Origin of the sequence: Corynebacterium jamesii, from assembly GCF_046097395.1 — a bacterium.
Classification (GTDB): Bacteria; Actinomycetota; Actinomycetes; order Mycobacteriales; family Mycobacteriaceae; genus Corynebacterium.
Window position 1 is genome coordinate 118118 of the sequence record NZ_CP175789.1, and the last position, 14532, is coordinate 132649.

The following is a 14532-nucleotide window of genomic DNA, read 5'->3' on the forward strand; positions in this document are numbered from 1 at the left end:
GGCGTGCAAAGTCTAGCACCTGGGCCCGCGGCAACCCGGGCAGCCCGACCTAATCGACCTAGTCGAGTGGGTCTAGATGCGGCGGCAGCGTAGACGAACAACCGTAGGCGGTGGCCGCGTAACCGCGCTCGCGGGTTGGAATGTCTACTTTGTAGCGCGTGACATCCTCGCCACCGCGCGGGATGACGAACTCGCGGCGCCCAACCTCGTTCTTGTCGTAATCCAAGGCAGTCACGATGCAATAGGCGGGCTGGGAAGGATCCTTGCGGGTGACGTCGATGCTCATGGTCATACGCTCGTCCGAAACGACTTCGCCGCCAGATTCCTGTGCCGTCACGTCCGCATCGGAGGTGCGCAGGAACTGTGTGACCACGTACGTCAGCGCAGCCGCCAGAATCACTGCCAGGATCAGCGCGACGATCTTGCCGGAAAACTTCTGGTTGCGCGTCTCGCCGTAGCGCTCTTCTTGGATGCTCTTCTTCGCCGTGCTCATGATGTTTCTAGTTTAGCCCACCCATTTATTTATGACGCCCTCATCCCCGGCCCGCCCCAACCGCCCACTCGATTGGGCAGGGGAGGGTTGGGTAGTAAATTGTATTGGCGTGAGTGAAAAGACATCTTCCGCAGATACCCCGCAGTATCGCCTGTTGGCGATCCACGCGCACCCGGACGACGAATCCAGCAAAGGTGCGGCAACGATGGCTCGCTATGTCGACGAAGGTCACAAGGTGAAGGTACTGACGTGTACCGGCGGCGAGCGCGGGGATATTTTGAACCCGGAGATGCAGCAGCTGGCTGGCCAGGGCATAGGCGAGATGATCGAGGTGCGCCGTGAGGAGATGGCGCAGGCCGCCTCTATCCTGGGGGTGGAGCACGAGTGGCTGGGGTATGTGGATTCCGGTCTGCCGGAGGGCGACCCGAAGCCGCCACTGCCGGAGGGTTGCTTTGCGCTGGAGGATACGGAAAAGGTTACGCAGGACGTCGTACGGGTTGTCCGTGCATTCCGTCCGCATGTCATCATCACTTACGACGAGCACGGGGGATACCCGCATCCAGACCACATCAAGGTCCACGCGGTATCGATGCGCGCGTGGGAGGCCGCAGGTGACCCGCAATACCACCCAGAGTTGGGAGAACCGTGGGAGGTAAAGAAGCTGTACTACACTCACGGATTCATCCGCGAGCGCTTCGAGAACCTGGCCACGGCCTTGCACGAACGCGGCGTGCGGCTGCCAGAGAACGTTCTGCGCCACCTGGAAATGTGGAGGCAACTGCCGGACATCTTATCCCGGGTGACGACACGCGTAAACGTGGCGGATTGGTTCGACCGCCGCGATGACGCCCTGCGTGCCCACCGCACCCAGATCGACCCGAAGGGTGCATTCTTCCTGGCGGACACGGATCTGCAGCAGCAGGTGTGGCCGACGGAGGAGTTTGAGCTGGCGCAGTCCCGTGTGCCCAGTGAGCTGCCGGAGACGGACTTGTTCGCGGGGCTCGAGTCCGCCGACTAGGCCTGGTTCTTAGCCGTCGCAGCGCTGATGAGAGAGGCGGCACCGGGGTTTCCCCTCAGACCGCCGACAAACTACAGTTAATGGGCAGAGATTGTTGAAGGAGTTTCCAGCGATGAACACCGCCACCTGGATCATTGCGCAGGCAGAGCGCACCGGCCCGAAGGGCGCCGAGTTCGGCAAAGCCGCACCCGTCGGCCTGTTTGTGATCATCATCTTGCTGCTGGTCGTGCTGCTCATTGGCTTTGCCATGAACAAGCGCATCCGCCGCTTGGAACGCCGCCAAGCATTCGCAGAGTCGCGTGGGATCAACCTTTTTGACACAGAGAAACTGGAAGCTGCGATGAAGGCCGAGGGGTTTGATGAGACCGCCGGTAAGCGCTCCATGTTCGCCCGTACGGAGGTTCCCCAGACCGATGAGCGCTTTTTGCCCTCCTCCGGCACGCTGACTGGTCCCGCTGCTATTGACGCTGAGCGGGCGCGGGCTGAGGGCGTCGAGAAGAAGGATAGTCAAGAACCTCCGAAGCAGTAAGATTAGCAACGTGAATCGCATCCCACAGCTGCTATACCCGGCCTACGAGGCGAGCCTGGCGCGCTCGCTGCGCGATAAGCCGCGGCCGAAACACGTTGCCATCATGGCCGACGGCAATCGGCGCTGGGCCCGCGAGAACGGGTTTACGGATGTGTCGCACGGCCACCGCGTGGGGGCGAAGAAGATCGCGGAAATGTGCGGGTGGTGCGATGAGTTGGGGATCGAGACCGTCACGGTCTACCTGCTTAGCACCGAAAACCTGAAGCGCTCTGCGGAGGAGCTGTCGTTGCTGTGCAGCATCATCGGTGATGTTGCTGAGGAGCTGGCGGATTCGGACGCCGGATTTCAGCTGCGTACCGTCGGCCACCTAGAGCTGTTGCCGGAGCAGTTGCGCACGCGCCTGGAGGCAAACCAGGCCAAGACGGCTACCCACACGGGTGTGCGGGTGAACGTGGCCGTGGGTTATGGCGGCCGCCAGGAGATCGTGGATGCGGTGCAGACACTTGTGGCCGAGTTGGCGGAGCAGGGGACCGCGCCGGAAGATATGGCGCCGGCCATCACAGCCGAGGCGCTGGGGAATCACATGTACACCTCGGGCCAACCGGACCCGGACCTGGTGATCCGCACGTCGGGGGAGCAGCGCTTGTCGGGCTTCTTGCTGTGGCAGTCGGCGTATTCCGAGATTTGGTTTACGGATACGTACTGGCCCGCTTTTCGCCGCGTGGATTTCCTGCGCGCCCTGCGCGACTACTCCCAGCGGCACCGGCGCTTCGGGCTGTAAGCGGGGGGGATAGCCGGCGATAGGGCGCGGACAACAACTTCCCGTGATAGAGCGCGGGGCTAGATCTTCCGCATCCGCACTTTTTGTACCAGGTGGTCCGGTCCCTTCCGTAGAACCAAAGAGGCGCGCACGCGGGTGGGCAGAATATTTTCCATCAGGTTCGGCAGGTTAACGGTCTGCCAGATCTCCCTGGCCACGAGCGTGGCTTCCTCGTCGCTGAAGTTGGCGAAGTGGTGGAAGTGGGCTTTCGGATCCTTGAACGCGGTGTTCTTGAGGCGCAGGAAGCGATCGATGTACCAGTCCTCGATATCCTCGCGGCGCGCATCGACGTAGACGGAGAAGTCGAAGAGGTCAGAGACCATGAGGGTAGGGCCGGTTTGTAGGACATTGAGCCCCTCGACGATGAGGATGTCCGGGCGATCCACGGTGATGGTTTGGTCTGGGATGCGGTCGTAGGCCTCGTGGGAATATACCGGAGCTTCGACCTTCTGGGTGCCGGACTTCACCTTCGTGACGAAGCTCAGCAGCTCCGCCTGGTCGTAGGATTCCGGAAAACCCTTGCGGTGCATGAGCCTGCGGCGCTCGAGTTCTGCGGTGGGCAGTAGGAAGCCATCGGTGGTGACTAGATCCACCCGTGGGTTAGTCTCCCAACGCTGCAGTAGAACCTGCAGAACACGCGCGGTGGTGGATTTGCCTACGGCGACGGAGCCGCACACACCGATGATGTAGGGGATCGGCGGCAGGGGCTCGCCTAGGAAGGTTTCGGTGGCAGCATTGAGGCGACGGTGCGCCTCTACGCGTAGGAAGATAAGTCGGGATAGTGGCAGGTAGACCTCGGAAACTTCTTCGAGGTCGATCTCGTCGCCGATGCCGCGGAGTTGTTCCAGTTCGTCTTCGGTGAGGACCTGGGGCATCGACTTTCTTAACGTGCGCCACTGAGTACGGTCCAGCTCAATGTAAGGGCTGGGGGAAGTCATAGCACCCATTGTGCCCCGAAAATGAGGCCAGGTGAAATTGCCGGTGAAATTGAGCGGGTGCCGGGTTGGCTATGGGGTTGTCCAGGCCACTGGCTATGATGGTGAGGCAGATAAGCAAACGGATTTATCTTTCTTAACTTCATCCCCCTATGGAAGGCCTTGGTCGACGTGACTTCTCCGCAGAATTCGTCCACTCAGAACTCGCAACAGCACAACACTCCCCTCGCGGAGCTGGATCCGCAGGTCGCGGAGGCCATCGCCGGTGAGCTGCGCCGCCAGCGCACCACGCTGGAGATGATTGCTTCAGAGAACTTCGTTCCGCGCGCTGTGCTGCAGGCTCAGGGATCGGTGCTGACCAACAAGTACGCCGAGGGCTACCCGGGTCGTCGCTACTACGGCGGTTGCGAGCACGTGGACGTCGTCGAGGACCTGGCCCGCGACCGCGCCAAGCAGGTCTTCGGGGCGGAGTTCGCCAATGTACAGCCGCACGCCGGCGCACAGGCCAATGCTGCTGTGCTGATGTCCCTGGCCAACCCGGGTGACAAGATCATGGGTCTGTCCCTGGCACACGGTGGCCACCTGACCCACGGCATGCACCTGAACTTTTCCGGCAAGCTCTACGAGGTCGCCGCTTACGAGGTGGATCCGGAGACGTTCCGCCTGGACATGGACAAGATCCGCGAGCAGGCCATTGCGGAGAAGCCGCAGGTGCTGATCGCCGGCTGGTCCGCATACCCGCGCCACCAGGATTTCGCCGCCTTCAAGTCCATCGCCGACGAAGTCGGGGCGAAGCTGTGGGTGGATATGGCACACTTCGCCGGCCTGGTTGCCGCAGACCTGCACCCGTCGCCGGTTCCGCACGCTGACGTGGTCTCCACCACCGTGCACAAGACCCTGGGCGGCCCCCGTTCGGGAATGATTCTGGCTAAGCAGGAGTACGCCAAGAAGTTGAACTCCTCCGTCTTCCCAGGCCAGCAGGGCGGCCCGCTGATGCACGCCGTCGCAGCCAAGGCCGTCGCCATGAAGGTGGCACAGACCGACGAGTTCCGCGACCGCCAGCAGCGCACCCTCGAAGGTGCGAAGATCCTGGCGGAGCGTCTGAACGCTCAGGACACGAAGGATGCTGGCGTGCAGGTTCTCACCGGCGGCACCGACGTGCACTTGGTGCTCGTGGATCTGCGCAACTCTCAGCTGGACGGCCAGCAGGGCGAGGATCTGCTGCACGAGGTTGGCATCACCGTCAACCGCAATGCCGTGCCCTTTGACCCGCGTCCGCCGATGGTGACCTCCGGCCTGCGCATTGGTACCTCCGCCCTGGCTTCCCGTGGCCTGGATTCCGAGGCCTTCACCGAGGTTGCGGACGTCATCGGTACCGCGCTGGCGGGCAACGCGGACGTTGCGGCTTTGCGTGCCCGTGTGGACAAGATCGCCGAGGATTTCCCGCTCTATGATGGGCTGGAAGACTGGAAGCTGGTCTAGGCAGACCTCTAAACAGGCCCACGCCTTCCGAAGAATGGGCGCGCGAGAGGACGGGCGTGCGAGCTAGGGACACGAGCTAAGTATCCACACTAGAAGTTAACGCTAGGAGTTAACAGGAATGGTCAGCACCTACACCAAAGACGCAATCATCGTCGTTGACGTTCAGAACGACTTCGTCGATGGTTCCTTGGGAACCGACCGCGGCGTAGAGGTGGCTCGGGGAATTAACACCTGGCTGCGCGAGGTGCTAAGTGTCGATCAGGGCGAGGGCGCAGAAGAAGCAGGGGAGGGCAGTGGCGCCCGCAAGGCTGCCAACTCCCGCCCCCTCATCGTCGGCACAAAGGATTGGCACATCAAGCCCGAAGGCCACTTTGCGCCAGAGGGGGAAGAGCCGGACTACCAGAACACTTGGCCCGTCCACTGCGTAGCCGATACTCATGGCGCGCAGATCTGCGCCGAGCTGAACTCCGACCTGGTGGACGTCTGGTTCCACAAGGGCGAATACACCGCCGCTTATTCCGGCTTCGAGGGCCATCTTGCGGGTGAGGAACAAACACTTCAGCAGTGGCTAAACTCCCACGAGGTCGAGAACGTGACGATCGTGGGCATCGCCACCGACTTCTGTGTCCGTGCCACGGCGCTGGATGCTTTGAATGCTGGGTTCCACGTGCGCGTCATCGAGCAACTGTGCTCGGCGGTGACTGAGCAGGGCGGCAAGTCCGCTATTCAGGAGCTGGAAGACGCAGGTGCGGAGATCATCCGCGACTAGGCCATCTCCCACGCAATGCTTTAGTGCTAGCCGGCACTTACGATGTCCGGTCGCCGCGATAGTTTGCGAGCCCCGAGTGCTGCCCAAACGACGTGGAGCAGAAGTAAAGCCAGTAGGGCGGCGCTGAGGGTGTCCATCCATCCCAGATCCCACACCAGAAGCGTGGAATTTATGGATTTCTCGGCCAGGGTATGGGTTCCAAGACAGCACGTACCCACGGGGAAAGTGCTGGCCCACCAGGTGGGGTTATAAGGCATGGGGGCACTGCCCAGGGCTGTTCCCCAGTGCTTGACTATGGCGTAGCCGGCGAGGGGAATGCCAACGCTCAGTATTACTAAGCCGTAGACCGTGGCACGGAAGTGCCACTGGTCACCCGCAAGCAACTGTGCGGCCACGGTGGACTGGCCGACGAGTCCCAGCGGAATCCACGCGGTGGTGGCGAACTGGGCGGGGATGATAGGGAAGGTGCGCGCGTAGACGAAGGCAAATGTCGGTACTGCCGTCACCCAGGCCAGGACAAAGCATGCGACCCCGATTCCGTGCACAGTTGAGGCCCACTCACCCACATGGGGTGCCAGCTGAGCCGAGGCGGTAGCGGCAACCATAGGCGCTACTAGGGGTAGCCCCCAGGTAAAGGCGGGAGCTGGGCGGCTAACAAAGAGATAGCGGAAAAACTTCACGCACGTGATCGCGCCAAGGACAGTCCCGACGGCCCAGCAGAAGGTGTGAACTGACCAGCTGCTGAAGATGAGGGAGTAGGCACTTCCCAAGGCGAGGATGCCCATGGAAGCCATTCCCCATGCCGGCATGACGCTCGAGTGGAAACCCGGGTTGCGATGTCTAAGGAACCCCACGGTGAGAGCCAAAGCGAGGAGTGTCGCCACGCCAAGCATTAGCTCGGCAGGGAGGTGCCCCAGCGTTGAGCTCAGGTGAATGTCTATGAGTGACGCCGTGATGCCCAGCCCCATCACCGCTCCGGCCCAACCGGGGCCTAGGGGCGGTAGGTCGAGCTTGCTGTGCTTCGTATTCATATTCTTGAGGCTAGGCAGTGCTCGGCAGTAGCGGGAGAGTGTATGTGCTGGACAGGGTTACAATGAATGCATGTACCCCCAAAGGAATCTTGATAACGAAGCGGATTCTTTCCCTGCTCGACGTAGCTATGTTCCTGACGCCCTCACAGTAGATTCCGTCCTCGCTGTCGCTCGGTATGGAGGAATGAACCGGGCCGCAGAGCATCTGAACGTCTCGCAACAGACCGTTAGTATGCGTATTGCCAAGTTGGAAAAACACCTAGATACGCGCATTTTCTGGCGCGGAGCCGCAGGGAGTTCCACCACGGAGGTAGGCCGCCAGGTCGTCCGCGTACTGGAGAGCCTAGAAGAAGCGCTCGACGAATGCGCTCGTGGCCTTGAAGAAGCACTGGGAAAAGGCGTTGTCGAAGAGGTTAAACTCGTGGCCTCGAACACCGTGGCGGAATTGGATTACCCACGCTGGGCAGCGAAGTATTTGCGCACCAGCCCACAGACCCATCTGCATATGCGGCAACTCAATAGCCAAGAGGCGCAGCGCCAGGTTATTCAGGGCCAGGCGGAACTGGCGGTAGTAGAGGGAAACTGTGTCTCACACGAATTGCACCAGCGGGTGCTGGGGCACGATGAACTGGTGGTTGTCGCGCCTGCAGAACACCCCTGGGCGCAGGCCAACGATCATGGTCATTCGGACACTAAGCCGGGGAAAACGGCGTCAAGAGAAAAAATAGTGACGAAGAACGAGTTGAAGTCCACGCCTTTGGTGCTACGCGAACCGGGAAGCGGCACCAGGGAAGTGGTGGAGGCCGTGTTGGGCGACCTTGCTCCACCGGCGGGGGAATTTGGTTCCCTGGGGGCTCAACGTACGGCAATCGGTGCGATCGGGGCGCCAGGGGTGATCGCGCGAAGAGCCGTAGCGTCGCAACTAGCTACTGGGCAGTACGTGGAGGTTCCGGTGGCCGGAGTCAAGTTCGACCGGCCGCTGCGAGTGGTGTGGAGCTCGAAGAACCGCCTCTCCGAGCCGGCTCTCCGTTTCCTTCGCTTCCTTGCGAGCCAAGCTGACGGGCAGATGGCCTAGAGTTTGTTCTATGACTCAGGACACTCCAAACTCTGCTAACTCTGTTAACTCTGCAAACACCGCTAACTCTCCAAGCACCGCTGCTGCGTCGACGACGGCGGGCGACATCGTGCAGGTTTCCACAGTTGGAGCCGTACGCTACATCACGCTCAATCGCACGGAGGCATACAACTCGCTGAATCAAGAACTCCGGCTCGCGCTGATCGAGGCATTCCGCAACGCGCAAAAGGACTCGAAAGAACTCGGCTCCGCCGTGCGCGCTGTGGTTCTGCGCGCCAATGGTAAAGCGTTCTGCTCTGGGCAGGATCTGAATGAACAGCTGCAGGACACGCAGAACCGCACTGGCATAGAGAAGGTTGTGGAGGAGTACAACCCGATGGTCGAGCAGCTCACCGGCATCAGCGTTCCTACGATTGCCGCGCTGCAGGGGCCAGCAGCGGGGGCCGGATGGGGTCTGGCAATGGCCTGTGACTTCCGCGTGATGTCCACTGCCGCCTCCTTCAAGGGTGCCTTCACGGGCGTGGGGCTGGCGGCGGACTCCGGTTTGTCGAAGACCCTGGTGGATTGCGTAGGGCGTGCGAAGGCACTGCAGCTGCTGCTGATGGATAGCAAGGTGCCCGCGGAAGAGGCGCTGGACTTGGGCTTGGTGGAACAGCTGGTGGAGCCTGCGGAGCTGGGCTCGGCGGTAGAGAAGCTGGCGGGTACCTTTGCGAGCGGCCCGACGGCTGCGTACAAGGAGATGAAGGCGCTGGTGAAGGCCGCGGCGGCCATCAACGATGCCGCGGCGGCGGAGGCGGACGCGCAGATGCGCTTGTTCAAGACCGCCGACCATAGCGAAGCGGTGGCCGCCTTCCTAGGAAAGCGACCACCGCAGTTTAAGGGGGAGTAGGGCTAGAACCTTACTTTTAGAGCCTTACTTCTCGCCCTTGGCCAGGCGGCGGGAGATGATCTCGATCATGATCTCGTTCGGGCCGCCGTAGATCGGCTGGACGCGGGAGTCCAGGTAGTGCGTGGAGATCGGGTACTCCAGCATAAAGCCGTAGCCACCGTGCAGCTGCAGGGCCTCGTTGACGACCTCGATCTGCAGTTCGGTGGTCTGGTACTTGGCCATCGCACCGGTGACCTCGTCCAGGGTGCCGGCAACCTTCTCCATGATGCAGGCATCAACGAAGGCCTGGGAAGCCTGGATGTTGGTAGCCATCTTGGCCAGCTCCCAGCGGTATGCCTGGTGGTCGATCAGGCGCTGACCGAAGGTCTTGCGATCCTGAGAGTGCTTGTACACCAGGTCGAATGCGCGGCGGGAGGTAGCGATGGAGCCCACGGCGATGGACAGGCGCTCCTGAGCCAGGTTGGTGCGCAGGTAGCCGAATGCGGCGCCCTCTTCGCCCAGCAGGTTCTCCTTCGGAACGCGGGTGTCCTCGAAGGACAACTCAGCGGTGTCCTGGGACTTCAGGCCGACCTTCTTCAGCGGGCCGGTCTTGGTGTAGCCTTCCATGCCGTCCTCGACGATCAGCATGGAAACGCCTGCGCGACCCTTCTCCGGGTTGGTCACGACGACCAGCAGGGTGAAGTCTGCCTGAACACCGTTGGAGATGAAGGTCTTGGAGCCATTGACGATGTAGTCGCCGTTCTCGTCCTTCTTAGCGAAGGTGCGGATGCCGGCCAGGTCAGCGCCTGCGCCCGGCTCGGTCATGGCCAGTGCGGCGATCTTCTCACCTGCACAGAGCGGCTTCAGGAAGCGCTCCTTCTGATCGTCGTTACCGAAGCGCTGCAGGTAGGGGATCACTAGGTCGTTGATGGTCTGGATACCCACGATGACGGAACCGGAGTCAGCCTTAGCCAGCTCCTCGGTGAGCACAGCGTTGAAGCGGTAGTCGTTCTCCATACCGCCGCCGCCGAACTCCTCCGGAGCCATCATGCCCAGCAGACCCTGCTGGCCGGCCTTCTGGAACATCTCGCGGTCGCAGTAGCCCTGCTCGTGCCAGCGGTCAACGTTCGGGGCAACCTCGGCCTTCACGAAGTCCGCGCAGGCCTCGCGGAACATGTTGTGCTCTTCTTCGAAAATGTTGCGTGGCAGGAAGTTCTTCATGGGTTCCTTTCAAACCAAGACGCTGGCTGCTGGAAACACTGAAGCGCGCACAGCAACAACGTCGGCTATAGAGATTTCTTGTGTTGCAGCTCGATTTTACGTCGTATTGTGACGTGCATCTCTGCATTGCTTATGAGAATAGCATCTTCATGCGGTGGAAGTGCAAGAAAACCCCTCGATGTTGGGCGAAAACACACTGTCGTATGCCCCACATCTGTGGGATCTCACCTCTGCGGTGTGTCAGTCAGCGTCGCACGGTACGAAGAGGCAGGTCAGGTATTTATTCAACATTTTTGTTGTTTAAATATTGACAAGCGCGATAAGGCTTGGCTAACCTCATAGATGTGTCGCAGGCTAGTCACCTGAGGCGCACTGCAGTTGTGGAATATGTTGCAGCACCTGTGAAAAGTCGGGCTACCGGCGCACTAATCATGTGACGAGGGTTTCTCTCTTCTCCCCGAAGCGCATGCGCACCGGTTATCGCTTTTCCTCCTAGGTGCTGTGGTTGTTCGTCCGGTTTTCCCACGACCGTCAGCCTCGTCACCTGGCGTTCGTGTACCGGAAGAAGGCTTCTGATGGCTCGTCACCATCGAAGGCTAAAGGCGAGGAAGAATCCAAAACATCGGGTCCATCCTCGCCTTTTTCTTTTTTATTGACGCCCAGTTTCCTCGCGCTCACTAGCCAGCTTATGCCGAGCCTCTCGCAGCCAATCGGGCTGATTCTCCAGCAGTGCCTTAATATCCGCAGTAGTGAGGGGTTTATCCATGTCGTTACCCTTCAACGAGGTGATGCTAATGCCCAGCTTGCGTGCCACCTCGGGGCGTGGATGTGGGCCTTCACGGCGCAGGGTCTGCAGCCATTCGGGCGGGTTCTTCTGTAGTTCCACGAACTGTTCGTGGGTTAGCGCGGAATCCTGAAACTCCTGGGGAGTGGCAGGCAGGTAGATGCCTAGTTTCTTGGCTGCGGTCGCGGGCTTCATGGGCGGGCCGGATTTGTAACTCGGGTTCGCGTCAGTCATGTCCATCATTCTAGTGAACAGCCCTAGTATTGGTGCCATGCCCAATCAGCCCCAGCCGCGTCAGCCCCAGCCCCGTCAGTCGCCGGGTCGCGGTTCGCGCCCGGGCCGTCACTTGAAGGTTGTCTTTAGCACTGGGGTGCAGCCGGATAAGTGGTTCCGCCGCTTCGATGAGCGCGTCCCGGGATGGAAGATCGCCAGTGCTGGTACCGACGATCCGCTGGCCTACATTCGTGCAGGCCAAGCTGATGTTGCCCTGGTGCGCGTGCCCGCCGAGGGGTTCGAACGCCCCGCGGGCATGCACGAGGTCGCCCTCTACGAGGAACAGACTGGTGTGGCTGCGCCGAAGGATCACCCGGTCAAGGTCATGGATTCCATCAACTTCCGCGAGCTCACCGACGAGAAGCTGATGTACGTCACTCCGGCTACGGGTTGGGACGATGTTGGGGTCCTGCGCGAGGCGTTGCAGGTTGTTGCCGCCAATGTAGGCATCGCGGTTGCTCCGCGACCCTTGCTGCGCGCAATCAATCAGCGCGGAGTGGTGCACCGCGATGTTTATGGGGTAGACGCCACCACGTCCCCTCGCACTCGCGTCGTCCTGATGTGGCTCACCGATTCCGACAGTGATGTCATCCAGGATTTCGTTGGCATATGTAAAGGGCGCACCGCTGCCAGTTCGCGACAAGTGGCGGTTAGACGGGGTGGTGGCGTCAATAAAAAAGCAAACAAAAGAAAGAAAACGGGGAAGCAAAAGAGCCCCCAAGGCGCGCGGCGAAAATAAAGAATTGATTTCGATTGGGTTAAAAATCCCAAACAATACGTGCATTATTCGGAGGGATGCTATTAGGAATAGTGGGGTAGTGCTTTTGCGGTTAGCGAGAGCCTAAAGAGAATCGACGAAAGGTATTAGTAATGAACTCCAACAAGCGTTTCCGTCGTTCCGCAGTAGCGCTGGCTGCAGGTGTATCCCTGGTATTTGGCGTGTCTGCATGCTCCGACGAGGCGGAAGACGCCAAGGACAAGGCCGGCGACGCGGCAAACTCTGCCACCGAGAAGGCGGGCGAGGCTGCCGACTCCGCTACCGACAAGGCTGGCGAGGCAAAGGACGAGGCGGAGGAAGGCGCATCTGACTCCGAGAGCTCCGAGGGCGCAGACGCTGAAGGTTCCGAGAGCTCCGAGGGTGCTGACGCCGAGGGTGAGACCGAGAAGGTTCAGACCGCCAACGGTGAGGAGGTTGAGCTGCCCAAGGAGATCAAGACCGCGTGGGACAACGAGGGCGGCGAGAACGGCGCTTTCGGTAAGCTGACCGAGTTCGCAGAGGGCGAGAACGGCTCCCTGGCTACCTTCGCTAAGGGCTGGATCGCTAACTCCAAGGACAACGGCGCGGTCCCGCTGATCGGCAAGATCGGTGAGACGTGGGCCAACGGTGGTGGCCTGGACAACGAGCTGGGTCTGCCGACCGCTCCGGAGAAGGGCGACGCAGCCAGCGGCTGGACCCAGTCCTTCGAGAACGGCACCATCAAGTGGGCTAAGGACGCTTCCGGCAAGTTCTCCGAGACCATCGAGAAGCGCTAAGCAAAGGCTCTAACCTTAAAGTAGAGCTTGATAACCCCAGGTGAGGGGCATTAACTGCCCCGAATCCTGGGGCTTTTTCGTGTTTACCGAGTGTTCATCTAACAACAATGTAATTTCCATGCAGCGCGCCTAGCGTCGGGGTTGTCCGAAGCAAGTAACAACTACCCACCTCATCCGTTTCCCGGATGTAAAGCGTAGCTTTTGCGGCGTGGAACGTCCGGGTTGATTAACTCCTAATCCCTACAAGGAGCACCACCTCCATGACTTCCGCCGCGCCCACTGATCAGACCCATCAGGCACCTGAGGCCGACCAAGCTCTGAACGCTCACACAGACGCAGAACTCGGTCTGCGCACCTACGTCCTTGACACTTCGGTGCTGTTGTCCGATCCCTGGGCACTCATCAAGTTTGCGGAGCACCGCATTATCCTCCCCGTCGTCGTCATCAGCGAGCTGGAAGGCAAGCGCCACCACCCGGAGCTCGGATGGTTTGCCCGCCAGGCTCTGCGCATGCTCGAAGACTTTCGCCAGGAGCACGGCCGCCTAGACATGCCTAGCATTGTCAATGGACAGGGCGGGACTGTGCAGGTCGAGTTGAACCACGTTGACCAGTCCGTGCTACCCACCGGCCTGCGCGGGGAGCAGAACGACCACCGCATCCTGGCCTGCGCCCTGAACCTGCGAGCAGAAGGCCACAACGTCACGCTGGTGACGAAGGACGTGCCGTTGCGCGTGAAGGCCGGTGCCGTGGGCTTGGATGCCGACGAGTACCATGCCCAGGACGTCGTGCTGACCGGCTATAACGGCATGGCGCGCGCGGAAGTTCCCTCCGGCATCATCGACGAGCTGTACGACGTGGGGGAGGCCGACATTTCGGGCGCCCTGACCGTAGACGGCGACGAAGTCGACGAGCTGCCGATTCACTGTGGCCTGCAGCTGACCGCGGGCAGCCAGTCCGTGCTCGCGCGTTCCATGGGCGACGGAATGGTGCGCCAGGTGCCTACCGACCTGGAGGCCTTCGGTATCCGCGGGCGAAGCGCACAGCAGCGCGTGGCACTGGATCTGCTGCTAGATAGCGAGGTCGGCATTGTAAGCCTCGGTGGCTCGGCAGGTACCGGTAAGTCCGCCCTGGCGCTGTGCGCCGGTCTAGAGGCCGTGCTGGAACGCGGTGAGCACAAGCGCATCGTCGTATTCCGCCCGCTGTACGCCGTCGGAGGTCAAGACCTCGGCTACCTGCCGGGTAGCGAGACAGAGAAAATGAACCCCTGGGCGCAGGCGGTGTACGACACCCTGGAAGGCGTTGTAAGCGACAACGTGCTGGAGGAGGTCGATGAGCGAGGCTTGCTGGAGGTTCTGCCGCTGACTCACATCCGTGGCCGCAGCCTCAACGACAGCTTCGTGATCGTCGACGAGGCGCAGTCCCTGGAGCGCAACGTTTTGCTGACCGTGCTCTCACGACTGGGCCGCAACTCTCGGGTAGTGCTGACCCACGACGTTGCCCAGCGCGACAATCTGCGCGTTGGTCGCCACGATGGCATTCAGGCGGTCATCGAGAAGCTGAAGAACAACCCGCTGTTCGCCCACATCACCCTCACCCGCTCCGAGCGTTCTGCGATCGCCGAGTTGGTGACAAACCTGCTGGAAAAGGGCTAGTTTGCTGACAGCTGCCAGTGGTCAGGTGGCGTAAACGATGGGTTGTGAG

At 60.9% G+C, this 14532-nt stretch carries 15 protein-coding genes; 10 read left to right on the forward strand and 5 right to left on the reverse strand.

What is annotated here, in order from left to right:
* Nucleotides 1-58: 58 nt before the first annotated feature.
* Complete coding sequence (locus ACKFRT_RS00540) at nt 59-493, reverse strand: DUF4307 domain-containing protein (RefSeq protein ID WP_296214390.1); 435 nt, start codon at nt 491-493, stop codon at nt 59-61.
* 109 nt (nt 494-602) lie between these two features.
* Between ACKFRT_RS00540 and mca the strand changes: the two genes are divergently transcribed.
* From mca to ACKFRT_RS00555, 3 genes are all read left to right on the forward strand, one after another.
* Nucleotides 603-1511 (forward strand): mycothiol conjugate amidase Mca, encoded by a 909-nt coding sequence (mca, locus tag ACKFRT_RS00545; RefSeq protein WP_408925368.1) that lies wholly within the window; start codon nt 603-605, stop codon nt 1509-1511.
* 112 nt (nt 1512-1623) lie between these two features.
* Nucleotides 1624-2040: a hypothetical protein gene (locus tag ACKFRT_RS00550; protein WP_408925369.1), complete on the forward strand. Its 417-nt coding sequence runs from the start codon at nt 1624-1626 to the stop codon at nt 2038-2040.
* Between the two features lie 10 nt (nt 2041-2050).
* The gene (locus ACKFRT_RS00555; RefSeq protein WP_408925370.1) at nt 2051-2821 is read left to right on the forward strand and encodes an isoprenyl transferase; all 771 of its coding nucleotides are present in this window, start codon (nt 2051-2053) and stop codon (nt 2819-2821) included.
* A gap of 59 nt (nt 2822-2880) precedes the next feature.
* On the opposite strand, the gene coaA is transcribed toward ACKFRT_RS00555, so the two are convergent.
* Nucleotides 2881-3807, reverse strand: a complete 927-nt coding sequence (gene coaA, locus ACKFRT_RS00560; RefSeq protein WP_296214397.1) for a type I pantothenate kinase — start codon at nt 3805-3807, stop codon at nt 2881-2883.
* Between the two features lie 159 nt (nt 3808-3966).
* Between coaA and glyA the strand changes: the two genes are divergently transcribed.
* Together glyA and ACKFRT_RS00570 are read left to right on the forward strand one after the other, a co-directional pair.
* On the forward strand, nt 3967-5277 hold the full coding sequence (glyA, locus tag ACKFRT_RS00565) for a serine hydroxymethyltransferase (RefSeq protein ID WP_408925371.1): 1311 nt from the start codon (nt 3967-3969) through the stop codon (nt 5275-5277).
* A gap of 118 nt (nt 5278-5395) precedes the next feature.
* Nucleotides 5396-6046 (forward strand): isochorismatase family protein, encoded by a 651-nt coding sequence (locus ACKFRT_RS00570; RefSeq protein WP_408925372.1) that lies wholly within the window; start codon nt 5396-5398, stop codon nt 6044-6046.
* Nucleotides 6047-6072: 26 nt separating this feature from the next.
* Here the strand turns inward: ACKFRT_RS00570 and ACKFRT_RS00575 are convergent, their stop codons facing one another.
* The gene (locus ACKFRT_RS00575) at nt 6073-7077 is read right to left on the reverse strand and encodes a TDT family transporter (protein WP_408925373.1); all 1005 of its coding nucleotides are present in this window, start codon (nt 7075-7077) and stop codon (nt 6073-6075) included.
* A gap of 70 nt (nt 7078-7147) precedes the next feature.
* On the opposite strand from ACKFRT_RS00575, the gene ACKFRT_RS00580 reads away from it, so the two are divergent.
* Nucleotides 7148-8152 carry a LysR family transcriptional regulator gene (locus ACKFRT_RS00580; protein ID WP_408925374.1) on the forward strand — a complete coding sequence of 335 codons (1005 nt, stop codon included), beginning with the start codon at nt 7148-7150 and terminating at the stop codon, nt 8150-8152.
* 10 nt (nt 8153-8162) lie between these two features.
* Complete coding sequence (locus ACKFRT_RS00585) at nt 8163-9041, forward strand: enoyl-CoA hydratase/isomerase family protein (RefSeq protein ID WP_408925375.1); 879 nt, start codon at nt 8163-8165, stop codon at nt 9039-9041.
* A gap of 24 nt (nt 9042-9065) precedes the next feature.
* On the opposite strand, the gene ACKFRT_RS00590 is transcribed toward ACKFRT_RS00585, so the two are convergent.
* A complete protein-coding gene (locus ACKFRT_RS00590; RefSeq protein WP_296214409.1) occupies nt 9066-10241 on the reverse strand; it encodes an acyl-CoA dehydrogenase family protein in 1176 nt (391 codons plus the stop codon).
* A 649-nt stretch (nt 10242-10890) separates the two neighbouring features.
* Nucleotides 10891-11259 (reverse strand): DUF5997 family protein, encoded by a 369-nt coding sequence (locus ACKFRT_RS00595; RefSeq protein WP_296214411.1) that lies wholly within the window; start codon nt 11257-11259, stop codon nt 10891-10893.
* Nucleotides 11260-11296: 37 nt separating this feature from the next.
* Between ACKFRT_RS00595 and ACKFRT_RS00600 the strand changes: the two genes are divergently transcribed.
* The 3 genes from ACKFRT_RS00600 to ACKFRT_RS00610 all read left to right on the forward strand — a co-directional run bounded on the left by ACKFRT_RS00600 (nt 11297) and on the right by ACKFRT_RS00610 (nt 14483).
* Complete coding sequence (locus tag ACKFRT_RS00600) at nt 11297-12037, forward strand: LysR substrate-binding domain-containing protein (protein WP_408925376.1); 741 nt, start codon at nt 11297-11299, stop codon at nt 12035-12037.
* 131 nt (nt 12038-12168) lie between these two features.
* Nucleotides 12169-12831: a hypothetical protein gene (locus ACKFRT_RS00605; RefSeq protein WP_408925377.1), complete on the forward strand. Its 663-nt coding sequence runs from the start codon at nt 12169-12171 to the stop codon at nt 12829-12831.
* Nucleotides 12832-13091: 260 nt separating this feature from the next.
* Nucleotides 13092-14483 (forward strand): PhoH family protein, encoded by a 1392-nt coding sequence (locus tag ACKFRT_RS00610; protein WP_408925378.1) that lies wholly within the window; start codon nt 13092-13094, stop codon nt 14481-14483.
* The last annotated feature ends 49 nt before the right edge of the window (nt 14484-14532 follow it).